Origin of the sequence: Aequitasia blattaphilus (assembly GCF_024721305.1) — a bacterium.
Lineage (GTDB): Bacteria > Bacillota > Clostridia > Lachnospirales > Lachnospiraceae > Aequitasia > Aequitasia blattaphila.
On record NZ_JAMXOD010000002.1, the window covers coordinates 106,771 to 132,513 of the forward strand.

27 protein-coding genes and 1 other annotated feature are annotated in these 25,743 nt (G+C 38.3%); of the genes, 1 reads left to right on the plus strand and 26 read right to left on the minus strand.

The annotated features are described in order from the left end of the window. The 6 genes from NHH15_RS01950 to NHH15_RS01975 all read right to left on the minus strand — a co-directional run bounded on the left by NHH15_RS01950 (position 1) and on the right by NHH15_RS01975 (position 6,526). Complete coding sequence (locus tag NHH15_RS01950) at positions 1-312, minus strand: L7Ae/L30e/S12e/Gadd45 family ribosomal protein (protein ID WP_262064957.1); 312 nt, start codon at positions 310-312, stop codon at positions 1-3. Beyond that, a complete protein-coding gene (gene rnpM, locus NHH15_RS01955; protein ID WP_262064958.1) occupies positions 302-577 on the minus strand; it encodes an RNase P modulator RnpM in 276 nt (91 codons plus the stop codon). Before rnpM ends, NHH15_RS01950 begins: the two co-directional genes overlap by 11 nt. A gap of 6 nt (positions 578-583) precedes the next feature. Beyond that, positions 584-1,726, minus strand: coding sequence for a transcription termination factor NusA (gene nusA / locus NHH15_RS01960; RefSeq protein WP_262064959.1), 1,143 nt, complete (start codon positions 1,724-1,726; stop codon positions 584-586). A 21-nt stretch (positions 1,727-1,747) separates the two neighbouring features. Next, complete coding sequence (rimP, locus tag NHH15_RS01965) at positions 1,748-2,215, minus strand: ribosome maturation factor RimP (protein ID WP_262064960.1); 468 nt, start codon at positions 2,213-2,215, stop codon at positions 1,748-1,750. Between the two features lie 134 nt (positions 2,216-2,349). Continuing rightward, positions 2,350-4,590, minus strand: a complete 2,241-nt coding sequence (locus tag NHH15_RS01970) for a DNA gyrase/topoisomerase IV subunit A (RefSeq protein ID WP_262064961.1) — start codon at positions 4,588-4,590, stop codon at positions 2,350-2,352. A gap of 13 nt (positions 4,591-4,603) precedes the next feature. After that, a complete protein-coding gene (locus NHH15_RS01975) occupies positions 4,604-6,526 on the minus strand; it encodes a DNA gyrase/topoisomerase IV subunit B (protein WP_262064962.1) in 1,923 nt (640 codons plus the stop codon). Positions 6,527-6,704: 178 nt separating this feature from the next. On the opposite strand from NHH15_RS01975, the gene rpsT reads away from it, so the two are divergent. After that, positions 6,705-6,968 (plus strand): 30S ribosomal protein S20, encoded by a 264-nt coding sequence (gene rpsT, locus NHH15_RS01980; RefSeq protein WP_262064963.1) that lies wholly within the window; start codon positions 6,705-6,707, stop codon positions 6,966-6,968. A gap of 75 nt (positions 6,969-7,043) precedes the next feature. Here the strand turns inward: rpsT and NHH15_RS01985 are convergent, their stop codons facing one another. The 20 genes from NHH15_RS01985 to NHH15_RS02080 all read right to left on the minus strand — a co-directional run bounded on the left by NHH15_RS01985 (position 7,044) and on the right by NHH15_RS02080 (position 25,723). Next, complete coding sequence (locus NHH15_RS01985; protein WP_262064964.1) at positions 7,044-7,685, minus strand: phosphoribosyltransferase; 642 nt, start codon at positions 7,683-7,685, stop codon at positions 7,044-7,046. 88 nt (positions 7,686-7,773) lie between these two features. Then, positions 7,774-8,793 carry a ketol-acid reductoisomerase gene (gene ilvC, locus NHH15_RS01990; protein ID WP_262064965.1) on the minus strand — a complete coding sequence of 340 codons (1,020 nt, stop codon included), beginning with the start codon at positions 8,791-8,793 and terminating at the stop codon, positions 7,774-7,776. 50 nt (positions 8,794-8,843) lie between these two features. Beyond that, positions 8,844-9,341, minus strand: a complete 498-nt coding sequence (gene ilvN / locus NHH15_RS01995; protein ID WP_262064966.1) for an acetolactate synthase small subunit — start codon at positions 9,339-9,341, stop codon at positions 8,844-8,846. 75 nt (positions 9,342-9,416) lie between these two features. Further along, positions 9,417-10,136, minus strand: coding sequence for a DUF554 domain-containing protein (locus tag NHH15_RS02000; protein WP_262064967.1), 720 nt, complete (start codon positions 10,134-10,136; stop codon positions 9,417-9,419). Positions 10,137-10,229: 93 nt separating this feature from the next. After that, positions 10,230-10,586 carry a 50S ribosomal protein L20 gene (gene rplT / locus NHH15_RS02005; RefSeq protein ID WP_262064968.1) on the minus strand — a complete coding sequence of 119 codons (357 nt, stop codon included), beginning with the start codon at positions 10,584-10,586 and terminating at the stop codon, positions 10,230-10,232. 31 nt (positions 10,587-10,617) lie between these two features. Beyond that, positions 10,618-10,815 (minus strand): 50S ribosomal protein L35, encoded by a 198-nt coding sequence (rpmI, locus tag NHH15_RS02010; RefSeq protein WP_172496003.1) that lies wholly within the window; start codon positions 10,813-10,815, stop codon positions 10,618-10,620. Between the two features lie 35 nt (positions 10,816-10,850). Further along, positions 10,851-11,345 (minus strand): translation initiation factor IF-3, encoded by a 495-nt coding sequence (infC, locus tag NHH15_RS02015; RefSeq protein WP_262064969.1) that lies wholly within the window; start codon positions 11,343-11,345, stop codon positions 10,851-10,853. A gap of 223 nt (positions 11,346-11,568) precedes the next feature. Next, positions 11,569-12,432 carry a DegV family protein gene (locus NHH15_RS02020; protein WP_262064970.1) on the minus strand — a complete coding sequence of 288 codons (864 nt, stop codon included), beginning with the start codon at positions 12,430-12,432 and terminating at the stop codon, positions 11,569-11,571. Between the two features lie 79 nt (positions 12,433-12,511). Then, positions 12,512-13,024 (minus strand): dCTP deaminase/dUTPase family protein, encoded by a 513-nt coding sequence (locus NHH15_RS02025; protein WP_262064971.1) that lies wholly within the window; start codon positions 13,022-13,024, stop codon positions 12,512-12,514. Then, positions 13,017-13,505, minus strand: a complete 489-nt coding sequence (gene nrdG, locus NHH15_RS02030; protein WP_262064972.1) for an anaerobic ribonucleoside-triphosphate reductase activating protein — start codon at positions 13,503-13,505, stop codon at positions 13,017-13,019. Before nrdG ends, NHH15_RS02025 begins: the two co-directional genes overlap by 8 nt. 1 nt (position 13,506) lies before the next feature. Next, a complete protein-coding gene (gene nrdD, locus NHH15_RS02035; protein WP_262064973.1) occupies positions 13,507-15,639 on the minus strand; it encodes an anaerobic ribonucleoside-triphosphate reductase in 2,133 nt (710 codons plus the stop codon). A 114-nt stretch (positions 15,640-15,753) separates the two neighbouring features. Beyond that, positions 15,754-16,527, minus strand: coding sequence for an ABC transporter ATP-binding protein (locus NHH15_RS02040; protein WP_262064974.1), 774 nt, complete (start codon positions 16,525-16,527; stop codon positions 15,754-15,756). Then, positions 16,520-17,401, minus strand: a complete 882-nt coding sequence (locus NHH15_RS02045; RefSeq protein WP_262064975.1) for an ABC transporter permease — start codon at positions 17,399-17,401, stop codon at positions 16,520-16,522. Before NHH15_RS02045 ends, NHH15_RS02040 begins: the two co-directional genes overlap by 8 nt. Then, positions 17,402-18,415 carry an ABC transporter substrate-binding protein gene (locus tag NHH15_RS02050; protein ID WP_262064976.1) on the minus strand — a complete coding sequence of 338 codons (1,014 nt, stop codon included), beginning with the start codon at positions 18,413-18,415 and terminating at the stop codon, positions 17,402-17,404. It abuts the gene before it with no gap. A 54-nt stretch (positions 18,416-18,469) separates the two neighbouring features. Then, positions 18,470-18,710: a binding site (T-box leader), on the minus strand. A 46-nt stretch (positions 18,711-18,756) separates the two neighbouring features. Further along, a complete protein-coding gene (locus NHH15_RS02055; protein WP_262064977.1) occupies positions 18,757-20,142 on the minus strand; it encodes an alanine/glycine:cation symporter family protein in 1,386 nt (461 codons plus the stop codon). A 158-nt stretch (positions 20,143-20,300) separates the two neighbouring features. Beyond that, complete coding sequence (locus tag NHH15_RS02060) at positions 20,301-21,143, minus strand: bifunctional 5,10-methylenetetrahydrofolate dehydrogenase/5,10-methenyltetrahydrofolate cyclohydrolase (RefSeq protein WP_262064978.1); 843 nt, start codon at positions 21,141-21,143, stop codon at positions 20,301-20,303. A gap of 11 nt (positions 21,144-21,154) precedes the next feature. After that, complete coding sequence (locus tag NHH15_RS02065; RefSeq protein ID WP_262064979.1) at positions 21,155-21,781, minus strand: cyclodeaminase/cyclohydrolase family protein; 627 nt, start codon at positions 21,779-21,781, stop codon at positions 21,155-21,157. A gap of 14 nt (positions 21,782-21,795) precedes the next feature. Then, complete coding sequence (locus NHH15_RS02070; protein WP_262064980.1) at positions 21,796-22,623, minus strand: aldo/keto reductase; 828 nt, start codon at positions 22,621-22,623, stop codon at positions 21,796-21,798. A 62-nt stretch (positions 22,624-22,685) separates the two neighbouring features. After that, positions 22,686-24,302: a phosphoenolpyruvate--protein phosphotransferase gene (gene ptsP, locus NHH15_RS02075; protein WP_262064981.1), complete on the minus strand. Its 1,617-nt coding sequence runs from the start codon at positions 24,300-24,302 to the stop codon at positions 22,686-22,688. Next, complete coding sequence (locus NHH15_RS02080) at positions 24,299-25,723, minus strand: 6-phospho-beta-glucosidase (RefSeq protein ID WP_262064982.1); 1,425 nt, start codon at positions 25,721-25,723, stop codon at positions 24,299-24,301. The genes ptsP and NHH15_RS02080 overlap by 4 nt, the downstream gene beginning before the upstream one ends. Positions 25,724-25,743 lie beyond the last annotated feature (20 nt).

The following is a 25,743-nucleotide window of genomic DNA, read 5'->3' on the forward strand; positions in this document are numbered from 1 at the left end:
TTAATTGTTAGCGTCCAATTTCTTTTGTATACTTTTTGCAAATCCTTCATCTAAAACTACCAAGGAAGCGCGAAATTCTTTTCCCATGCAATGTCCCAGGCTTACTTTATCTGCTAAAAAGAAAATTGGAACTTTATAAAATTCACACATATTGGAAAATTTCTTCTTTGTATTTTCCGAAGCATCCATTGCGACAATCACAAGCTTTCCTCTTCCGGATTTCACTTCTTTTTCCGTCGAAAACTCTCCGCTTGCAACTCTTCCCGCTTTCGTTGCCAATCCGATTAAGGATAAAACCTGATCAGATTTCAATATCTTCCAACTCCTTTTCTAATACTTCATATATTTCTACCGGAATACTTTGTTTAAACGAGCGTTCCAGCCCCTTGTTTTTCATGGCCATTTCCAGACAAGACTTTTGAGGGCAAATGTATGCACCCCTGCCATTCTTCTTTCCGGTACTATCTAAGAAAAATTCACCCTGATCATTTTTTACGACACGGATCATTTCTTTTTTACTTTTCATTTCCCCGCATCCTACACATTTCCGCAAGGGAATTTTCTTTTTTACTGCCATTGCTTTTTATACCTCTTCAAAACCTTCAAATGCTACGTCTTCTCCCTCTTCATACATTTCTTCTTCGTAAACACCTTCACCAAGTTCCATGTAATTTTCTGGAAGCTCACCTGAAGCAATTGCCTGTGTTTCATTCTTAATATCAATCTTAAATCCAGTTAATCTCGCAGCCAATCTTGCGTTTTGACCCTCTTTACCAATCGCAAGTGACAACTGGTAATCAGGCACAATAATACTTGCCGTTTTTTCATCCGGATCCGCCATTACCGAAATAACCTTTGCAGGACTCAATGCATTTTCAATTAAAATCGCAGGATTGTCACTCCAATTAATAATATCGATTTTTTCTCCCCGAAGTTCTTCTACAATCGCATTGACTCTGGCACCATTCATTCCCACACAGGCTCCTACAGGATCCACATCCGGGTCATTGGACCAAACTGCGATTTTCGTTCTGCTTCCAGCTTCTCTGGCAATACTCTTAATTTCAACCGTTCCATCTTTTACTTCCGTCACTTCTGATTCAAATAATCTCTTAACAAGTTCTGGATGTGTTCTTGATACTAAGATTTTCGGCCCTTTTGTTGTGTTTTTCACTTCTACGACATAAAGCTTTATTCTTTCTGTCGGCTTAAATATCTCACTCTTAACCTGCTCTGTTTCTGTTAACAGTGCATCTGCTTTTCCTAAGTCAATGCTGTAATTTTTCCCAACTTGTCTTTGTACAATACCTGTTACAATGTCTTTTTCTTTTTCAAAGTATTGGTCGTAAACTACTTTTCGTTCTTCTTCCCGGATTTTTTGCAGAATCAGGTTTTTTGCATTCTGTGTCGCAATACGTCCAAAGGATTTTGATTCAATAGGGATTTGGGCAATATCACCAATACCTAATTTCCCATCAATTTTAGCCGCATCTACAATCGAAATTTCTTCTAAATCGTCTTCCACTTTTTCTACAACTTTTTTTTCTGCAAAAACCTTATAATTATAGGTATCTCTGTTCATCACAACTTTAATATTATCTGCTTTTCCAAAATGATTTTTGCAGGCATTAATCAAGGAGTTTTCTATCGCATCTAATAATGTTTCTTTGCTGATATCTTTTTCTTTCTCCAAAATCGTTAACGCTTCTAATAACTCAGTATTCATCTGTTTACTTCCTCCTTCGTTTTAAAAATGAAATGCCAACCGGATCAGGGCAATTTCACTCTTTTGAAATACTTCTTTTTTATTATCATCCATTATTATGGTTACACTTGTATCATCATAAGACTCTAAAATCCCAAAAAACTCTTTCTGCTTATCAATCATTTTATAGGTATGGATTTCAATTTCTTTTCCAATACTTCTCTTATAATCTTTCTCCTTTTTTAAAGGACGGCCAAGCCCTGGAGAACTCACCTCTAATATATAGGCATCTTCAACATAATCCTCTTGATCTAAAATTTCCGAAAAGGCTCTGCTTACCAACTCACAGTCTTCAACTGTAATACCGCCTTCTTTATCAATATAGGCTCTTAGATAAAAGGTTCCACCTTCTTTTACATATTCCACATCCACCAGTTCAAATTGGTGTCCTTCTACAATAGGAAGTAGTATTGCTTCCGTCTTTGATTCAATTACTTCTCTTTTTGACATGTTCTTCCTTTCTTTCGTATATAACCTTTAATAGTACTTTCCCACAAAAGAAGAGTGAACTTCTCGTTCACTCTTCTTGCGGGTTCCTATGTAACTGTAAATACTATAACACTTTCCCCTTTAAAAAGCAAGGGTTATTGCCGTTGTTTTACCCCAATGGTATCACGATTTGATAGTTTGAGACGGTTTAAACTTACGACTTTTCCTTTATACCTTCCTTTTGTATCAATTCCTTCTTCAAAAAGGTAAGCCTTCGTCACCTCATCTTTGTCCTGCAGACGGATTCCTCTGATTCCAACAGCACCTTTTTTCTTTTCTGAAACCTGTGCTACTAAAAACCGTAAAAAGTATCCATTCTTCGTTTGAAGTACCAGATTTAAATTTTGTGTTACCACCTTGGTAAATATTAATTCATCACCACTTTGCAGTTTTGTAGCTGTAATCGTTCGTTTTCCTGCTATAAACTCGCTTCCTTCTACTTGTTTTACCATACCTGCTTTCGTAACAAACAAAAACTTACCTAAAAGCAATTGCCGTTCATCACACAAGTAAACAATACGCTCACTGGCACTATCGTAGTTACTCACATTATCTATGGGAATTCCTTTGTCTCTAAATTTTCCAAAAGGAAGATCCAGGACTTTGATTTGATGCATCCTGCCTTCATTTGTAAAAACACAGATTTTCCCGGTATTCATACAGTAAGAAATGTATTTATTCTCTTTGTCTGCCGTGTCTTTGTTCCGTTCGTAAGTCGAAACATCAATCACCTTTGCATAACCAAATTTATCCATCAAAAAGATGACTTCCTGCTCTTCAATTTTCGCCTCTTCAAACACTGCCTCTTCCGCATTTTCCACCACAGTTCTCCGTCTTGTCGAAAATTCTTTCTTCAACTCTAGCAGCTCTTCCATGATGACCCCAGACATTGAGTCGTAATTATTTAAGACATCTTCATAATGACGTATATTCTTTAAAGTTTCCTCATGTTCTTTTTGAAGAGCTTCAATTTCCAGTCCAATCAATTTGTACAAACGCATCTCCAGGATTGCCTGAGCCTGTCTTTCCGTAAACTGTAAGAGTGCTGCCATTTTCTTTGATATACTTGATTTAAAAGTAATATTCTCTGTAATCCCGGATACCAAACATGCCTTTGCATCTTTTACAGATTTACTTCCCCGTAAAATTTCAATAATCAAATCAATTACATCGGTTGCTTTGATCAGACCTTCCTGAATCTCTTTCCTGTCCTGCTCTTTTTTTAACAAGGTATTATATTTTCTCGTGGCCACATCAAACTGAAAGTCCACATGATGTTCAATAATCTTTTTAATACCAAGAATTTCTGGCCTCTTATCTACCACCGCCAGCATATTTACCCCAAAAGTATCTTCTAATCTTGTCTTTTTATAGAGCAAATTCTTTAGGTTTTCTGCATCCGCACCTTTTTTCAACTCAAAAACAATTCGGATTCCTTCTTTAGAAGATTGATTTGAAATATCTACAATATCATTGGTTTGCTTTTTTTCAATTAAATTGGAGACATCATTTAAAAACTTTCCGATTCCTGCTCCAATCATCGTATAGGGAATCTCAGAAATCACAAGCTTTTTCTTTCCACCTTTTGCCTCTTCAATCTCAACCTTCCCGCGGACTTTTATCTTCCCCTGTCCCGTTTCATATATTTGTAAAAGCTCATCTTTATTGACAACCACTCCGCCTGTTGGAAAATCGGGACCTTTGACATATTTCATAAGTCCTCTGGTGCTGATTTCCTCATTTTTCATATAAGCAACAACACCGTCTATAACTTCTCCCAGGTTATGAGGCGGAATACTGGTTGCCATACCTACTGCAATCCCTTCTGCACCATTAACCAACAGATTCGGGAATTTTGTTGGCAAAACTTCCGGTTCTCGTTCTGTTTCATCGAAGTTGGGAATAAAGTCCACAATGTCCTTATCTAAATCCTTTAAAAAACCTTCCTGGGTTATCTTTTCCAGCCGCGCTTCTGTGTAACGCATAGCTGCCGCTCCATCTCCTTCGATTGAGCCAAAATTCCCATGTCCGTCAACTAAAGGAATACGTTTTTTAAAATCCTGAGCCATAACCACTAAAGATTCGTAAATCGAACTATCTCCATGAGGATGGTATTTACCCATTGTATCTCCAACGATACGAGCACATTTTCGATAAGGCTTGTCATATTTAATTCCAAGCTCATACATATCATAAAGGGTTCTTCTTTGTACCGGCTTTAAGCCATCTCTTACATCCGGCAGAGCTCTTGCCACAATAACACTCATTGCATAGTCAATATATGATTTTTTCATAACATCCGAATATTCCGTTCGAATGATGTTTGATTCATCCATTTATCTTACTCCCTTAAACATCTAATTCTGCTTCTTTCGCATTTTCGTAGATAAAACTTCTCCTGGGCGGAACTTCACTTCCCATCAACATCTCCGTTACCCCAGATGCCATTCTTGCATCTTCTATTTCCACCAGTTTCAGCTTTCTGGTATCTGGATTTAATGTTGTATCCCATAGTTGGTTTGCATCCATTTCTCCCAACCCTTTATATCTTTGCAAAGTAAAACTGCCTGTATGTGTTTTCCGGTATTTCTCCAGAGCCTTATCATCATAAAGATACTCTTCCTCACCTTTGCTTGGCATAACCTTATAAAGCGGAGGCATCGCTACATATACATGGCCTTCAAAAATCAACTCTGGCATAAACCGATAAAACAGCGTTAAAAGCAAGGTTGATATATGAGCACCATCTACATCTGCATCCGCCATAATCACGATTTTGTCATAGCGAAGTTTTGATATGTCAAAGTCATTCCCATACCCTTCCGAAAAACCACATCCAAAAGCATTTATCATAGACTTGATTTCTGCATTGGCAAGCACCTTATCAATACTGGCTTTTTCCACATTTAAAATCTTACCGCGGATAGGTAAAATCGCCTGATAATTTCGGTTTCTTGCTGTTTTTGCAGAGCCTCCTGCCGAATCCCCTTCCACAATGAAAATTTCACATTTTTTCGGATCTCTGCTTTCACAGTTCGCAAGTTTTCCATTGCTGTCAAAGGAGAATCTTTGTTTGGTCAAAAGATTTGTTTTCGCCTTTTCTTCCGTTTTACGTATTTTTGCTGCCTTTTCTGCACATGAAAGCACCTTTTTCAGTGTCTCCAGATTCCGGTCAAAATATCTTGTAATTTCATCATTGGTAACTTTACTGGTTGCTTTGGCTGCATCAGGATTATCCAGCTTCGTCTTCGTTTGTCCTTCAAATCTGGGATCCGGATGCTTAATGGATATGATGGCTGTCATACCATTTCGAATATCTGCTCCTGTAAAGTTTGGGTCTTTATCTTTCAAAACTCCTATTTCTCTGGCGTATTGATTCATTACCGTTGTGAAAGTAGTCTTAAATCCAGTCAGATGGGTTCCCCCCTCTGCATTGTAAATGTTATTGCAAAATCCCAAAACATTTTCATGAAACTCATTCACGTATTGGAAAGCAACCTCCACTTCTATTCCTTCTGCATTTCCTTTATAATAAACTGGATCATGAATCGTTTCTTTTTTCGAATTCAAATCCTTTATAAATCCTAATATTCCATCTGGTTCATGAAAAGTTATCTCTTCCTTCTCCTCTCCACGCAAATCCTGATAGATAATGGTAAGGGTAGGGTTTAGGTAAGCTGTTTCATGGAGCCTGCTTTTTACTTCTTCCCCTTTGAATTTTGTTTTTTCGAATATGGTATCATCTGGCAGAAAATTTACTCTGGTGCCAGTTTCCTTTGTTTTTCCAATTGTTGGAAGTAACCCATTCTCCAACTGAATAACCGGATTTCCTCTTTCATATCGGTCATGGTGAATGTATCCATCTCTTTTTACCTGTACATCCATATATGTTGACAAGGCATTTACTACAGAGGAACCTACGCCATGAAGCCCACCACTGGTTTTATATGCATTATCATCAAATTTTCCTCCTGCATGGAGGATGGTATATACGATTCTTTCCGCCGAAACCCCTTTTGCATGCATTCCTACGGGTACCCCTCTTCCGTTGTCGGAAATGGTTGCCGATCCATCTTTTTCAAGGGTGACATGTATTTCACTACAAAATCCTGCAAGATGCTCGTCTACTGCATTATCCACAATCTCATAGATTAAGTGGTTCAGTCCTTTTGTAGAGACACTTCCAATATACATCCCCGGTCTTTTTCGCACCGCTTCCAGTCCTTCTAAGACAGAAATACTCTCAGCACCATAATTGCTTGCTTTCGCCATATATTATCGTTCCTTCCTTTTTGAAATCATACTGCTAGTATTCTATCACAAATTCAAAGAAAATTGAAGATAGATATTGACATTGTCCTCTATACAATATACAATTAGTTAGTATGTTTAACGGAGCGCCCGTGTCTGATTCGGTAAACATTTTAATAATAATGTGGAGGTGTAGGAATTGGCTAATATCAAATCAGCGAAGAAAAGAATTTTAGTAAACCAGACAAAGGCTGCAAGAAACAAAGCAATCAAGTCAAAGGTTAAAACAGCAGTGAAAAAAGTTGACGTTGCTGTTATTGAAAATAATAAAGAAGCAGCAAGTGCCGCTTTAAAGAATGCAATCGTTGAGATTTCAAAAGCTAAGAGCAAAGGTGTTTATCACAAAAACACATGTTCCAGAAAGATTTCTCGTTTATCTAAAGCCGTAGCGGCTATAAACTAATTATAAAAACCAAAAGCTATCTTCGATGGATAACGGCTGCATCCATCATCGATAGCTTTTTTTGTGCACAAAAACTTATAACAATGAGTATCCATAACTATTTACAATTCCGTCCAGCTTTCTTCCCGCTTTACACATGGGGCAGTCATGCATACTATAGGCCTGGTAATCCGGTACATCCTTCAAAGCAAACACTGAAACCATATCCATACCTGCAACTTTTGAAATACCGCTAAATACAGCCGCCAATCCCGATACCCTTCCGCCATAATAAAGAACCGTATTAATCGTGCGAAGCATTGTTTCTCCTGTGATGACCGTACCAGATAAAATCAAAACATCTTTTTCTGCAATCATTCTCTTTGTGTTATCCCGAAACACCTGCTGACCTCTGGCAACCGTTTCCGGCGTAACAACAGCAATATTCTCTCCCCCATTAATGGAACTCATTCCTTCCTTTGACAAATTCTCAGCCAGAAAGGCTCCAATCACTCTCGTTCCATCCAAGCATACAATAGTGTCAACCTTTGTACTGTATCGATAGGATTCTGCCAACAAGTCTGCCGTTTCTTTTGCATTTTTACTGCGATTTGTCACCGTGGAAATGTCAATATACGTGTTTACGTGAGCATGGGTACTTGAAAAATGTCCTCTCATAATCTTGATCTTGGATTTCGAGTTTTTAGGTGAATACAAATCTTCTAATCTTATTTCCATAAAGACAACTCCTTTCCACTATCTGTTTTCTTTTATTTTATCACAATAAAAAGAACAAGACCACAAAAATGATCTTGTTCTATATGCACTAGTTATTGATAAGTTTATCTTTATCACTCCAGCTATACAACTTACGGATTTCCTGTCCAACTTTTTCAGATGGATGCTCCACTGCAAGCTTTCTCATTGCTCTAAAGTGTGCTTGTCCACCTGCTTTAGACATATCCAACAAGAAATCTTTTGCAAATGTTCCATCTTGAATATCAGTAAGAACTTTCTTCATTGCTTTCTTGGTATCTTCAGTGATAATTTTAGGTCCTGTAATATAATCTCCGTACTCTGCTGTATTCGATACGGAATAGCGCATTCCTTCGAATCCTGATTCATAAATCAAATCTACAATCAACTTCATTTCATGAATACACTCAAAGTATGCATTTCTTGGATCGTATCCAGCTTCTACTAAAGTCTCATATCCAGCTTGCATCAAAGCACTTACACCACCACACAATACTGCTTGTTCTCCAAAAAGGTCGGTTTCCGTTTCGGTTCTAAAGGTTGTTTCCAAAACTCCTGCTCTTGCTCCACCAATTCCTTGGGCATACGCCAATGCCTTATCCAAAGCTTTTCCTGTATAATCTTGCTCTACAGCCACAAGACAAGGTGTTCCTTTTCCTGCAACATATTCGCTTCTTACAGTATGTCCAGGTGCTTTTGGTGCAATCATACATACATCCACATTTGTTGGTGGTACAATTTGACCGAAGTGAATTGCAAATCCATGAGCAAACATTAACATGTTTCCTTCCTCTAAGTTTGGCTCAATATCTTTTTTGTACATTGCAGATTGCTTCTCATCATTGATAAGAATCATGATAACATCAGCTTTTTTTGCTGCCTCAGCTGCTGTATACACTTCCAATCCTTGTTCTTCTGCTCTCTTCCATGATTTACTGCCTTCGTAAAGTCCAATAATTGCTTTTACGCCAGACTCTTTTAGGTTCAATGCATGTGCATGTCCTTGGCTTCCATAACCGATAATTGCAACGGTTTTCCCATCCAATAGTGATAAATCACAGTCTTCTTGATAATAGATTTTTGCTTCCATTTTTTCCTCCTGAATTCGTAACTTAAAATAATATAATTAAGGATTCACATTTAATCAATAAATGCTACACCCTCGCTTCCTCTTGACAAGCCAGTGATGCCGGTACGAGCTAATTCCAAAATTTCATAGCCATTCACCAGTTTTAAAAATGCATCCAATTTTGACTGGGCTCCTGTAAGCTCAACCATCACAGATTCATCCTCTACATCTACGATTTTAGCTCTAAAAATCTCTGTTATCGAGATGATTTCACTTCTTTGAGATGCATTTGCACGTATCTTAACCATGATCAGCTCTCGATAAACACTCCTGTTTTCTTCCAAAACCTTAATGTCTATTACATCCTCAAGCTTTCTTACCTGCTTCTCAATTTGCTCTAAAATCTGTTCATCCCCACTTGCTACAATTGTAATTCTTGTATATCTGGGATCCGCAGTAACTCCAGCTGTAATACTATCAATACTATAGCCTCTTCTGCTGAACAATCCGGCAATTCGACTGAGAACACCGGGGGTATTGTCTACTAATAACGAATATACTCTTTGCATAAAACACCTCATACCTTTTCTTTTAAAAACAGAGTGCGTTCTGTTTTTTAATCATATCAATTATTATCCACCTTGTCAAGATAAAAAAATGGCTGTGTAAAGGATTGCCACCAGCAGTCCAGGCAGTAAGTTTGCCACCTTTATTTTCTTATCAAACATCAAATTCACTCCAATACAAAAAATCATCATAGAGCCCGTTACCGATATGCTGTCTATCATCGGCTGAGTCAAAACTTTTTGTATTATTTTCGCAAAAAATGTGATACTTCCCTGTAAAACCACAAGTGGTATCACGGAGAAAATTGCTCCTTTTCCGTAAGAAGAAGTCAAAATAATTAAGATAACTCCATCTAAAATTGCTTTCGTATAAAGCATGGTAGGATCTCCTTGCAGTCCATCTTGTAAAGCTCCTACTATAGCCATCGCCCCCACACAGATTGTCATTGTTGCAATTAAAAATCCTTCTACAAAGAGTGAGTCTCTTTCATCTCCCATCTTACGTCTCAGAAAATCACCCATCTGTTCAAATCGTCCTTCGATCTGCAACGCCTCTCCAATCCAGCCCCCCAGTACCATCGAAACAACTACCAACATAGGCAGACCTTTCGCAAAGGAACCGCTTCCCCCTACCATAAACTCCATAGCTCCAGAAATACCAATAAAAATTACAGATAATCCAATTCCTTGTAAAATAATCTGCTGAAACCTCTTTGTCAGTCCTTTTCTAAGTAACAAACCCACTATACCACCAGCTACAACTGCCCCTGCATTTACCAACGTTCCAATTCCTGTCATATCTCTTCTCGTCTGCCCTTCATTTTCTCTTTTCTTTCATTATAAAAAGTCGTTATTCTAAATTTTAGAATAACGACCATCTTTTGTCAAACACTATGCTACTTTTGCTTTTGCAAGTTCTGCTAAAGACTTGAATCCTTCTTTATCATTTACTGCAAGTTCTGCTAACATCTTTCTGTTCATATCGATTTCAGCCAACTTCAGTCCATGCATAAATTTGCTGTAAGATAATCCATTCATTCTTGCTGCTGCGTTGATACGTGCAATCCAAAGTGTACGCATCTGACGTTTTCTTTGCTTTCTACCAGCATATGAAGATGTTAACGCTCTCATTACAGATTGTTTTGCAACTCTGTATTGCTTTGAACGTGCTCCTCTATAACCTTTTGCTAATTTTAATACTCTATTGTGTTTTTTCTTAGCGTTCATACCGCCTTTAATTCTTGCCATGTCTTATTTCCTCCTTCATCACGAACCTGATTTACAGGTATGGTAATACTTTCTTCATGTTCTTTACATTGGATTCGTCTGTAATGATAGACTTTCTAAGATTTCTTTTTCTCTTTGTAGATTTCTTAGTTAAGATATGGCTTTTATAAGCTTTATTTCTCTTTAATTTTCCTGTACCTGTCTTTTTGAAACGCTTTGCAGCGGCTCTATTTGTCTTAATCTTTGGCATTGTTAACTCCTCCTTAATGTTTCTCCAAATATATTTTAACGTTTTTCAGTTAAAACCATGCTCATACTTCTTCCTTCCATTTTAGCAGGCTTTTCGATGACAGCTATGTCTTCCAGCTGCTTCGCAAAATCATCCAATACACGTTTACTTTGCATTGCATGAGCCATCTCCCGACCTCTGAAACGAAGAGTAACCTTCACCTTATTCCCTTTGCTAATAAACTTCTTGGCATTATTGATTTTTGTGTTTAAGTCGTTCGTTTCAATATTGGGTGAAAGACGTACTTCCTTAAGTTCAACTGTTTTTTGTTTCTTCTTTGCTTCTTTTTCCTTGCGGGCAAGCTCATACTTATATTTTCCATAATCAATGATCTTACACACAGGTGGCTGCGCTTTTGGTGAAATCTTCACTAAATCCAATTCTGCATCCTGAGCAAGCTTATATGCATCTTTTGATGACATAATACCAAGTTGCTCTCCGCTTTCTCCAATCAATCGTACTTCTTTGTCCCTAATCTGACCGTTAATCATTAAATCGCTAATTGTCGTATACCTCCGTTTATTATTCAATATAAAAAAGTGGACAGCATGAGCTATCCACATAAATATCACAAGGAGACCAAATGGTCTTCATCGTTGTTATGATACGCATAGTCACTCAATTGTGCTATGGTGAGAGCGGATACTCTGCTTTGTTTTTGCATTACGCAAGTGTTAATATATCACATACCCACTTGCTTTGTCAATCACTTTATTACCGTTTTTCTCCCATATGGAAGATTGCAACTACTCCCGGCCCTGTATGACCACCAATTACCGATCCAATATCGTTAATCAGCACTTCTTTTGCGCCGAGTTTTTCTTTTGCAATTTCTGCAACATACTTTGCATCATCTATACAGTCTCCATGAGTAACCATAATCATATCATTTTCCCAGTTTCCTGCTTTTTCAACAGACATATCAACTAAATGATGCAAGGCATTTTTTCTGCCTCGTTTTTTTCCGCATACAACCAATTTTCCTTCATTATCTACAGTAATCATTGGTTTAATCTGAATTGCACTTCCGATTACAGCAGTCGCTTTTGACACCCTTCCACCTCTGTGCAGATGATGCAAATCATCTACTGTTACATTGTGGCAAATGTGCAGCTTATTCTCTTCTACCCATTGGGCAAGCTCTTCTATACTCAAGCCTTCTTTTTGTTTTTGTAAGGCTTTATAGAGCAATAGTCCTTCACCTAAGCACGCACACAAAGAATCAATCACAATAATCTTTCTTTCAGGATATTTTTCCTGCAGCTCTTCCCCTGCGATTCGCATACTGTTATAAGTTCCACTTAAGCCAGAAGAAAATCCAAGGTGCAAAATATCAGTTCCTTCTTTTAAAATCGGTTCAAAATAAGCTTTTGCTTCATCCGGGTTTACCTGGGATGTCTTTGCCTGCTTTCCATCTCTTAGCTTTTCAAAAAATTCTGCCGGAGACAGCCCTTCTTTGTCTTTATATATTTTTCCATCCAGTTCGTAATGCAAGGGAATGGTTACAATATTTCGTTCTTCTAACCACTCCTTTGGCAAGTCAACTGTACTGTTTGCTGTAATTGTATAATTGCTCATTTCATTATCCTCCTATTCCATCTGAAATATCATATCACTTTCCATTTTAGATTACAAGAATAGTATTAGACAAAACAACCTATGAGGTACTTCCAAATCCACCATTTCTTTTTGTTACGACATCATCATCTAAAGTAATCCCATATTCTACAAATATTCCTTGCATAAAACCGGAACCGGTTTCGATTTCCAGTATCTTGCCTTCATTGCTGTCATTGGTTATTTTCGCAAAAATATGTCCCTCATTATCGGAATAGAAATAATCACTGTCAATGATTCCTACTGTATTATTAAGCTGAAGCCTGTATTTAAATCCAAGACCGCTTCTGGGATAACATTTAAGCACCCAGTTTTCTTGCATTTCCACACGAATTCCAGTTGGTATTTTCACCGTTTTTCCAGGGTGTAAAACAATTGGAACCGGAGTAAAAAAATCATAACCTGCTGATCCCGCCGTCGCTCTTTTAGGCAGTTGAATCTTTTGATATATGTCTTCAATTTCTTTTTCTTCAAGCGGACCGAATACATCTCGCATTCCTTCTTTAAATTGTTCAAGGCTTACTTTATGAAATTGCGCAATTCTTTTAGTCATATAATACCACCATTCCTAATTCTAACGTTTGTTGTACGTCAATAATCATTTGATTACTGCTTCCCTTCCAGTGAAGAGAAGCATCTTTTTTCTCCAGTTCAAATTTACCATCCACCAGTACATCAACGTACTGCATAACTTCCAAATCTGAAACTTCAGCCCACGTACTTCCTGTATAGAGCCATATGGTCTTTTTAGGATAACGTCTTTTAATTTCTCTTGCCAGGTTCGTAACCCCTTCCACATTTGCTTTATGAAGAGGATCACCACCAGAAAATGTGATTCCTGCCACATAATCCTTGTCTAATTCATCAAACACTTCTTCTTTCGCAATTGTATCAAATGCCAAACCTCCATTTGGATCCCAGGTTACAGGATTGTGGCATCCATAACATGCATGTGCGCATCCCGCCACCCACAACACCACTCGCAGGCCCTCTCCGTTTAGCATATCGTCTTTTGTAATATTATGATAACGCATGTTACATACTAACCCTTTCCGCTATTTCTGCCATTTTCGCATCGTTGAGACGGGTATCCCCTTTTACACGGGAATAGGATAAATAACCGTTCATACGATCAATTTTGGTCAGATTTTTACTGCCACAACTTGGGCAAACATCCATTGAAAGCTCCTCATGGCCACAATCATCACAGTAGGACAACGAAAGATTCACCCCTTCGTAATATCCTTTCTTCATTGCTCGTCGTATCAATGTCTCAATTGCTTTTTGGTTATAGCTGATTGGATACTTTACATACTGAATTTTCCCACCATTGCAAAGCTCCCAGAACCGCCCTTCCAAATCCTGCTTTTGTATCGGTGTAATATCCTCTGATACATGGCAGTGAAAGCTATTGCTAATATATTCTTTATCCGAAACATTTTCAATGATTCCATATTTATTACGGAATTGTTTTACCTGTACACCACAGAGGTTTTCTGCCGGTGTTCCGTAAATTGCATACAGCCTCTGATCCGCCTCTTTAAATTCTTGAACCTTTTCATTAATATGGTTCATTGTCTCTACTGCAAAAGCTCCATCTTCCACTAAAGATTTCTTATTATGAAGCTGCTGCAGCTCATTTAATGCTGTAATCCCAAAAGAGGCTGTCGCCGTTTTAAGAAGAGGCTTGATTTTATCGTACAATCCCAGATTGCCACCGTAGAATCCACCTTCACAGTAAGCCAATGGATTTGTGGAAGCCCGCATTTCTCCCAAATAATCATAGGTCCGGATGTGTAGTTGGCGGATAAGCTCCAGATAATAATCCAACACTTCGTAGAAATCTTTACCTTCTTGCTTTGCTTTCGCATAAATCATAGGAAGATGCAGACTGATTGCTCCAATGTTAAAACGACCCACAAATACCGGTACATCCTCTGAATCTGCCGGCTCCATACCACCCTTTTCATACCATGGTGATAAAAATGCACGACATCCCATAGGACTGATAATTTTCTTATACTTTTTATACATACTTGCAACGTATCCATCTCCAGTTAAACTCAACCAGTCCGGATACATTGTTTTTGCAGAACACTCAATTCCTGCCTGAAAAACATCTTCCAGTTCTTTTCCCGGGCCATGAAGATTCTCATCATATAAGAATACGATTTTAGGGAATAATACCGGCTTTTTATGCCCTTTCTTTCCTTGGCCTTCTTTTCTTACTTCCAACATTTTTATTGTAGCAAGCTTTCCATATTTACTGGTTACGGTACCTGCCGTTACCGTTATAAAGGGGTAATCCCCTCTACTGGAGGATACGGAGTTAAATTTGTATTCCCAGCCCTGGAATCCTTGTTCCATTTCTTTTTCCAAATCAGACCATGCAATTTCTTCTGCTTTATCTTTGTCAATTCCTAATCCGTAATATTTCTCAAGAAGTCTCTTATGAGATTTCTTAGCATATGGCTCCAAAATTTCATCCACACTCGGTACCGTAAATCCGCCATACTGTTGACTGGCAGCACTTAACACAATATCTCCAATAACATCAAAGGCCGTATCCAATGTTTTCGGTTCATTATACCAGAGATTTCCCATTTCAAACCCACCACTTAAGACACTCTTTACATCAAAAAGGCAGCAATTCATGGTGTCTCTTCTTGCTGACATATCATGAATGTAAATATATCCTTCACGTATGGCCTGAATTTCCTCGACTGTCAGGAAAAATTTCTTATAGAGCTCCTTATTAAGCTCATTAAAAATAAGACTCCTTTTTGTGGAGACTAAAGCACTGTCTGTATTACTGTTTTCTTTGTCACCAATGTACATAATCGATTGACTCTTTTTATATACACCATCTAACATTTGAACAAAGTCTTGTTTGTAATTTCGATAATCACGATAGCTTTTTGCCACAACAGAATTTACTCTTTCCAAAGCTCCTTCAACCACATTATGCATCTCTGCGATGGGAATATTTTCTTCGTTCATGCTATCAATTTTTTCTTCAACAAATTTACAGATAAATCCTATTTCTTCATCAGTAAATCTGATTAATGCCCTATATGCACTCTTATTAACAGCAACCACTACCTTTTGGACATTAAAATCTTCTTTTGTTCCGTCTTTTTTTACGACTTTAACTTCTTTTTCCAACATTTCTATATGCTCCTTCAACAACAATATTTAGTTATAAGACACTCCCCAAATCACTATATCGTGTGCCTAATAAAATTATATTACCACTGACCAGGAGCAACGTCAATCTATATTTTAATTTCCACACTCAATGCTTATTGCATTAAATTTATCCAGGAGATTTTCAATGGATTCTTCCTCTTTTTCCTTGCCTTTTTTATCCAAAACCACCTCTCCCTGGTGCATCATAATCAAGCGATTTCCATATTCAATTGCATAACGTAAATTATGAGTGACCATGATTGTCGTTAACTTTTTTTCTCTAACAATTTTATCCGTAAGCTCCATAATTAATTCTGCTGTCTTTGGATCCAGAGCCGCAGTATGCTCATCCAAAATCAAAAATTCAATGGGTGACATAGTCGCCATTAAAAGAGCCATAGCCTGTCTTTGCCCTCCAGACAAAGCCCCTACCTTTGTATTCAACTTATCTTCCAGCCCAAGACTTAACTGTTGAAGAAGTTCTTGATAATAGGGGGTTCTGGCTTTATTTGTTCCTCTTGATAAGCCATATATTTTTCCTTTATTATCTGCCAAAGACATATTCTCTAAAATAGTCATATTAGGGCAGGTTCCTAAGGATGGGTTTTGATATACCCTTCCTATCATTTGATTTCTTTTGTATTCCTTTTCTTTCGATATATTCTTTCCATTCACATAAATCTGCCCGTCTTCTAAGGGAATACTTCCACAAATAATGTTTAACAGAGAGGTTTTTCCCGAACCATTACTTCCAACAATGGATAAAAATTCTCCCTCTTCAATTTTAAGATTAAAATCCTCAAAAAGACACATTTCATTTACTGTGCCCGGATTATAGTATTTTGATATATTTTTCATTTCAAGCATTCTTTTTCACCTTTGCCTTTCGATCCATGGATAAAACCAATACCACAAGGAACAAAATCGCTGTAATAAAATTCTTTGCCTTTGGATCAAATTTCGCAAGGGCTACTGCCACACATGCTTTATAAATAATGGAGCCTGCAAATACAGCTAAAGTCGCTTTTATAAAGGTCAATTTCTTTAACAGACTTGTCCCTATAATAACACTCGCTAAGCCAATTACCATACTTCCCGTTCCCATAGAAATCTCAAAAAGGCGTTCTTCCTGTGCGAAAATGCATCCCGCCAAAGCAACCAATCCATTTGAAATAGCAAGTCCTAAGATTTTCACATTTCCTTGATCCTTTGCAAGAGATGTAACTAAAACATCATTATCCCCCACTCCCCGCAGTAAAAGTCCTGATTTTGTTTTGAGATACAGATCCAGCAAAACCTTACTAACCGCTGCAATCACAAAAATAATCAAAAGTGTTGCATACGGTTTGATTCCTTTTGGCAACGCTTCCACTAAAGCATTTCCTTTGAAAATACTGTTTTGAGAAAACAAAGGAACATTTGATGTTCCAGCAATATACAAGTTTACAGACCAAAGCGCTGTCATCATAATAATTCCCGATAACAAGTCTCTTACTTTGGCTTTCACATGAATCAGTCCAGTAACCGCCCCGGCGCACATTCCAACTAAAAATGCTATCGGCAGTGTTACAAAAGGATTTACTCCCTTCGTAATCAAAAGTGCCGTTACAGCTGCTCCCAACGGAAAACTTCCATCCACTGTCAAATCAGGAAAATCCAATATCTTATAGGTGATATAAACCCCCAACCCTAAAATCCCATAAATTAGTCCTTGCTCTAATATGGATATCAAAAAACTCATTTACTTCACCTCAATACTTTCAAAGCTTTCTACTGCTGTATCCATCAATTCATTACTGATTTTAATATCAAGATTTTTGGAAACCTCCAAATTTACATAAAACCCTGGTTCTGAAATTGTCTCGAATGGTATTCCAGAGGCTTTTTCCTCTCCCTTTAGTATCTTTGCCGCCATTACCCCTGTTTGTTCTCCAAGAGCTATATAGTCAATCCCCTGTGCTGCAAGGCAGCCAATCTTAACTTGTTCAATTTCACTTCCAAACACCGGAATGTTTTTCGCATTTGCCTTATCCAATATCCCTGGAAGGGATGCAACTACTGTATTATCTGTTAGATTCGACACACAGTCTATCCCTGTAAGTAAAGTTTCTGTCGCAAGAGCAACCTCCGAAGTATTATTCACTCCCACCTCTTTTATTTCAAAATCAAACTCTGGTGCCAGCTCTTTATATTCTTCAATTGCTGCCACAGAATTCGCCTCACTTGTTGTATACATAATTCCAATCGTCTTTGCTTTTGGTAAAATCTCACGAATCATCTCCAACTGCTCTTTTACCGGAAGCTGATCTGAGGTTCCAGTTACTTCTCCCACTCCATTGCCATCTGCATCTGACAGTTCTGCCGCTACAGGATCCGTTACTGCTGTGTAAACCACCGGAATATCTGTATCCATTGCCGCATTATAAGCACTTTGTGCACTAGGTGTTGCAATGGCACAAACCATATCCACTTTACCCGACACAAATCCGTCTGAAATTTGGGATACAACACCCATATCTGCTTGTCCGTTTTTATATTGAACTGTTAAGTTTTCTCCTTCAACAATTCCTTCTTTTTTTAAGCCCGCTAAAAAACCCTCTCTACAGTTATCCAAAGAACCATGCTCTGCAAACTGAGAAATACCGATTTCATAGCTTTCCTTTCCCTCTTCTTTTGTTTCTTGCTTCTGACAACCTACTGCTAATCCTGCTACTAATGCAACTCCTAATAATCCTGCTACGAATCTCTTTTTCATATTTCATTTACCTTCCTTTTCTTTTTCATACTAAAAAACCGCCCCAAACCAAAGGTTTGAGGCGGTAATAATTAACTATTATCGCGGTACCACTCAAATTGACAAAATGTCCACTCGCTTATGTACAATCATACATACCAAATTGATAACGGGTTTGGTTCCCGACACACCATACTTTCCATTTCAGGCGGTCCTCAAAAGTCCATTCAATCTTCTTCTCATACAGCAATCCCACCACCTGCTGCTCTCTTAAATGATTTTCTGAAAATCTACTACTCTTTCTCATCGGTTTCTTTTATTAATACATAAGATACTCCAAATCCAAAGATTTGTCAACACCTTTAATCCTCAATGATTGGAACAGGTGTATCATCTTTCTCGTCCAAATTGTTGATGTATTTTTTCGTTTCTGCCACAATAACATTGGACAAGAGCAGGATTGCTACCAGGTTCGGTATCGCCATTAAAGCGTTCAATGTATCTGCAATCAACCATACAATATCAAGTGCTACAATAGGCGCAATTGCTGCAACAGCAATGTAGAGAATCTTATATCCTACTAATACTTTGCTTCCTGCGAAATACTCAACACAACGTTCTCCATAATATGCCCATCCAAGTACAGTAGAATAAGCAAAGGAAATAATTCCAAGCGTTAAGATGATTGGTCCAAGATAAGGAATCTGACTAAATGCCATGGATGTTAAAACACCACCATTTGGAATTTCATCTGCATTAATCGTTGGATTTTTCATAATGGTTGAAACAAGTACAAGACCTGTCATCAAGCAAACAATAACCGTATCCCAGAACGTACCTGTTGAAGAAACAAGAGCCTGACGGACTGGATTCCTTGTCTGAGCTGCTGCTGCTGCAATAGGAGCAGAACCCATACCAGATTCATTGGAGAAAAGTCCACGGGCAACACCAAAGCGCATTGCCATCAAAATACCAGATCCCACTAATCCACCTGCAAAAGCAGAAGGTTTAAACGCTGCTGTGCAAATAGCACCAATTGCCGGGATAATGAAATCATAGTTGATAATTAAAATAATCAAACAGCCTAACACATAAAAAATTGCCATAAATGGAACCAGCTTTTCTGTAACTTTTGCAATGGATTTGATTCCGCCAAAGATTACGATTGCCGTTAGAAAAGCAACAACAAGTCCTACCACCAACGGAGGAACGTTAAAGTTTTCTTTTGCAACTGTTGCAATTGCATTTACCTGAGTCGCACATCCAATACCGAAGGATGCAATTCCACCAAATATTGCAAAAAGCATACCCAGCCACTTCATATTAAGACCACGCTCAAGAGCATACATTGCTCCACCTTGCATACGTCCGTCTTTCGTTTTTACTCTGTACTTAACTGCAATTAGTGATTCTGCATATTTCGTTGCCATGCCGAAAACACCACTTAACCAACACCACAGTACCGCTCCCGGTCCACCAAGAGCAATTGCCGTACCGACTCCTATAATATTACCCGTCCCAATCGTAGCGGCAAGAGCTGTTGTAAGCGCTCCGAACTGTGAAACTTCTCCCTCTGCATCAGGATCTTTTGTGACAGAAAGCTTAATACCCTTTGTAACAGATTTGATTTGAATGAACCCCAATCGAAATGTCATAAACACATGAGTTCCCAGTAATAAGATAATCATGGGCCATCCCCATACGACCGAATTAATTTTACCAATCACTTCATTTAATGTCTCTAACATAAAAACCCTCCTTCTCTCCCACACCTATTATAGTATTGTGTTCATAGTAGTTCTTTGTCTAAGCACATTCTACAATGATTGGAAAAATAAGGCAATACTTTTGAGCAATTTGCATAGTTGACAGTCATTTCACAAAGAAAAAGAATCTTAAGATTCTCTTAAGATTCTGCTGATTCTATTACGTGTTTTGCTAAAACAGAGGATGTAACACTTCCGGTTCCTCCTGGAGTCGGACTAATATATGAAGCCAATGGCTCTACCTGTTCGTAGTCTACGTCGCCACAAAGCTTTCCTTCTTCGTCTACATTGATTCCCACATCTACAACCACACAGCCTTCTGACACCATAGAAGCTTTTATCATTTTGGGCACTCCTGCTGCAGCCACCAATATTTCAGCTCCTTTACATGTGTCTTCTAAATTCTTCGTTCTGGTATGGCAAATCGTCACCGTGGCATTTTCCTGCAGAAACAGTATAGAAAGGGGTTTCCCAACCACACTGCTTCGTCCTACAATGACAACCTCTTTTCCTTCAATTGGAATTTCAAAATGCTTCAGCATCTCAATCACTCCTGCAGGCGTGCATGGAGCCACTCCCTTCTTGTCATTCGCAAACACTCTTCCCATGTTAACTGGACTCATACCATCTACATCTTTTCGTGGATGAATCCTCTCTTTAACGGGCTCAATATTTAAATGCTTTGGCAATGGCTGAAACACCAGAATTCCATGAACCTTATTGGATACATTCAATTCATCAAACTTTTTTTCAAAGTCTTCCTGTGTTACATCTTCGGGGAGAACCGCTGTTTCACACACAACTCCAAGACCCTCCAGTCTCTTTTTGGCACCTCTTTCATAGGATAAGTCTTCTTCTTTTTCTCCTACTCTAAGAATTGCCAGACTTGGAATAATTCCAGATTCCTTTAATTTTTCCACACGAAAGATTAATTCGTTTTTCATGGACTTTGCCACTTCCATGCCCTTCATTACTACAGCCATTCTCATTCCTCCTATTTTAATTGTCCTAATACCTTCTGATAGATTTGTTTTTTCAATTCTTCAGATTTTAGTATGATTTTCTCCGCATAAAGATTAAGTTCCCTGGCCTTTTCTTTATCTTTCATACTCTTCGTATTGATAAAGACATTTAAGGAGGCGCCTTCCACTGCACTGTGGGCAAAAAGAATTCCTACGCCTACATCACTGATTGCCATAACGCTTCCTTTTTCACCTAGTTCATCTAACAACTCTTCAATCTCAAGAGCTGTTTCCATGATAGCCAATGGTGCTGTTGTGGCATTCAATAGGGCTTCTTCCATAATTCTAGCCTTTTCTTCCTTTTCCTCTTCCGTATTTGCCGGAAGACCATAGGCTCTTGATAATGGTTCAAACACCTTTGCATCTTCATCTGTTAAATGGATCATTTTTTTCTTTAAAATCTGAAGCTGATCCATTGCACTTTTAACATCTTCTTCGACTGCTGCATATTTCTTCTTTCCAACTGTCAAATTCCCTACCATAAGTCCAAGAGCCGCTCCTAAAGCACCGACTGCTGCCGATGCTCCTCCGCCTCCGGGAACCGGATTTTTTGAAGATAACTCCTCGATAAATTCCGTTGCTTTCTTTTCTAACATCATCCCGTTATCCTCCACTAAAAATCAAAAGAATCCGGGTCTGGACCCGTTCTTAAATTCTGATTTAAGCTACTAATTTTCTCCATATCCTCTTTACTAAGTTCAAAGTCAAACACCTGAATATTAGAAATAATACGTTCCTTTTTCGCAGACTTTGGAATCACAGCGATTCCGTTTTGAATTTCATACCGAAGAATAATCTGTGCCGGAGTCTTTTCATATTTTTCAGAAAGAGCCACTAAAATGTCCTCTCCAAATAAATTATCTTTGTTTCTTCCCAAAGGACTCCATGCCTGTGGCAAAATGTTCTTTGATTTCAAATACTTCCTGAGAGGCTCCTGAGTCAGCCTTGGATGGCATTCTATTTGATTGACTGCCGGAACCACTTTTGCACATTTCAGTAATTCCTCTATATGGTAATCCTGAAAATTACTTACTCCAATGGTTCGGATTCTCTTCTCTTCATATAATTCTTCCAAGACCCTCCAAGCTTCCTGATATCCTTCTGCCGGCCAGTGAATCAAGTACATATCCAGATAGTCCAGACCCAGGTTCTCCAAGCTTCTTTCGAAAGCTTCTTTTACCTTCCCGCCTCGAACATCATCATTCCAAACTTTTGTGGTAACAAAAATTTCTTCTCTTGCCACGCCGCATTGTTTGATTCCTTTGCCTACGCTTTTTTCATTTCCATAAAACATAGCAGTATCAATCAATCGGTACCCAGCTTCTACAGCATATTGAACTGATTGTATTGTTTCTTCGCCATCTTCTGTTTTGTAAACGCCCAGTCCCAAGACTGGCATCTCAACTCCATTGTTAAGCACATACTTTTTTTGAGTATCCATTCATTTTCCACCTTTCCTACTATTTTGGTAGTGTATCTTAAAAGTAGAAAAATTTCAATACTCTAATACTCTAGAGAGCGTATTTTTTCTCTCACTTCTAAAATCCGGCTTGGAGATACTGAAAGTTCATCTATACCATATTTGAGAAATGTCTCTGTCAACTCAATATCTGCACCTAATTCTCCACAAATCCCTACCCAGATATGATTCCTATGAGCGCTTTCTGCTGTCATTTCAATCATTTTTAGAACTGCTGGATGTCGTGGATTCATACTCTCATCCAACATAGGATTTTGCCGGTCAGCGGCTAACGTATACTGGGTTAAGTCATTCGTTCCAATACTAAAAAAGTCAGCTTCCTTTCCTAATTCATCACTGATAATAACTGCCGCAGGCGTCTCAATCATTACACCTGTTTCAATCTCTTTAAAGGGAATCCCTCCCTCTTCTAATTCACGCTTTGCTTCCTCTAGTAATTCTTTTGCCTGCCTGAGCTCCTCAACGGAGACAATCATTGGGAACATAATGGAAATGTTACCAAATGCACTGGCTCTTAAAATTGCACGAAGCTGGGTTTTAAACATTTCCTGTTCCTTCAAACAAATCCGAATTGCCCGATATCCCAGAGCAGGATTTTCTTCCTTCTCCAAATGAAAGTAATCCACTTGTTTATCTGCACCAATATCAAGGGTTCTGATAATCACTTTCTTCCCAGCCATATTTTCCGCCACAGCTTTATAGGCCGTAAATTGCTCCTCCTCTGTGGGAAAATCTTTGGCTTCTAAATAGAGAAACTCACTTCGAAACAGTCCAATTCCTTCCCCATCATTTTGAAGCACCTTTCCAGTGTCTGCAACATTTCCTATATTGGCATATAAATTAACTTTTCTTCCACTTTTGGTGATACTCTCCTTGCCCTTTAGCTCCTTTAAGCGTCTCTCTTTATTCTGATCTTCTTCGATTTGTTCATAAGCCTTTTTTATCCGCTCCGAATCAGGGTTGATGATGAGTTCTCCTTTATATCCATCGATGATGGCTACTTCTCCATGCCATTCTTCCCGAATTTCTGTATTAATGAGCGCTGGTATATTCATTGTTCTAGCCAATATTGCTGTATGGGAATTTACCGACCCTTTTTCCGTTACAAATCCCAAAAGCATCTCTTTATTTAGTTGAACAGTTTCACTGGGCGCAAGATCTTTTGCCATTATGATAACAGGCTCTGTAATTTGCTCCTCATCTCCTTTTTCCCCTCCTAAAATACGAATGATACGGTTGGAAATATCTTCAATATCTGACCCTCTCTCTTTCATATAATCATCATTCATATCCCGAAACATTCTGGAAAAGTTCTTGCTTGTTTCCGCTACTGCAAATTCCGCACACACCTGTTGGTTTTCAATGATGCTGTAAATAGACTCCTTATAATCCTGGTCTTCCAGCATCATTGTATGGACTTCAAATATTGCCGCCTCTGCTTCCCCCACCTCTCGTTTCGCCTTTTCATAAAGAGAAAGCAGTTGTTCTCTGGCTTCTTCTACACTTGCATCGAATTGTTTCTTTTCCTTTTCAATGTTTTCAACTTTTTCCCGGCGTACAATAGACTCTTCCTTTTTCAAAAAAAATATCTTTCCCATTGTCACCTTTTTACATATACTTTTTCCTTCTATACGAATCATAAGTTTTCTCCATTTGAATGAATCACTTCTTTATACCAGTGGAAAGATTTTTTCTTTTGTCTCTTTAAAGTTCCGTTTCCTTCGTTATCTCTGTCCACGTAAATAAATCCATAACGCTTCTTCATTTCCCCCGTTGATGCACTTACCAAGTCGATACATCCCCAGGAAGTATACCCCCACAACTCTACTCCATCAATATCAACTGCATCTCTCATTGCTTTCATATGTTCTTTCAGATACTCTATGCGGTAATCATCACATATTTCTCCATTTTGATCCGGAATGTCAACTGCTCCTAATCCGTTCTCTACAATAAAAAGTGGTTTTTGGTAACGGTCATAAAGAGTATTCATCGTGATACGAAGTCCTAAGGGGTCTATTTGCCATCCCCACTCACTTGCTTTTAAATAAGGATTTCGCAAAGTTGCAAAAACATTTCCTTCTGTTGATTTTGATACCTCTGGATCTGCACTGGTAAGTCTTGAAGAATAATAGGAAAAAGATATAAAATCAACTGTATTTTCTCTTAATACCTTCTTGTCTTCCATTAAAAAATCCAAATGAATTTTTTCTCTCTCAAAAAATTTAAGAGCATAGGCAGGGTACTCTCCTCTTGACTGCACATCGATAAAGAAGAAATTCTCCCGGTCTTTTTCCAGAGACTGAAATACATCTTGTGGATTCGAAGTGTTTGCATAAGTGTTTCCAGCAGCCAGCATGCATCCGATTTTGAAGTTTGGATTAATTTCCTTCGCCAGCTTTGTTACCCTGGCACTTGCTACAAGCTCATAATGAGCAGCTTGATATTTCATTTCTTCCCGATTATCCTCTTCATTAAAAACCAAACCTGCTCCCATAAAAGGTGCATGTAAAATCATATTGATTTCGTTAAAGGTAAGCCAGTATTCCACTTTATCCTTATATCTTTCAAATAATACCTTTGAAAACTTTACAAAAGCATCAATCATCTTTCGGCTTTTCCAGCCTCCAAACGCTTCTACAAGCCCCATTGGCACATCAAAATGACAAATGGTAACCAAGGGTTTGATATTGTATTTCAGACATTCATCAATAAGCCCGTCATAAAATTTTAGTCCTTCTTCATTTGCTTTCTCCTCTGTTCCAAGAGGAAAGACTCTGCTCCAGGCAATAGAAAAGCGATAGCATTTAAATCCCATTTCTGCAAATAATGCAATATCTTCCTTATAATGATGGTACATGTCAATTGCTTCATGCCCCGGATAAAAGTATTTTTCATCTGGCTTAACATGTTTCATATCTCCAGTTGCAATCTTCCAACGGTCTTCCCCCGTTGGCATCAAATCCACATTGGCAAGACCACGTCCTCCCTCCTGGTATCCACCTTCACACTGATTGGCAGCTGTTGCGCCACCCCATAAAAAATCTTTTCTAAATCCCATTTTTAGCTCCTTTCAGCATT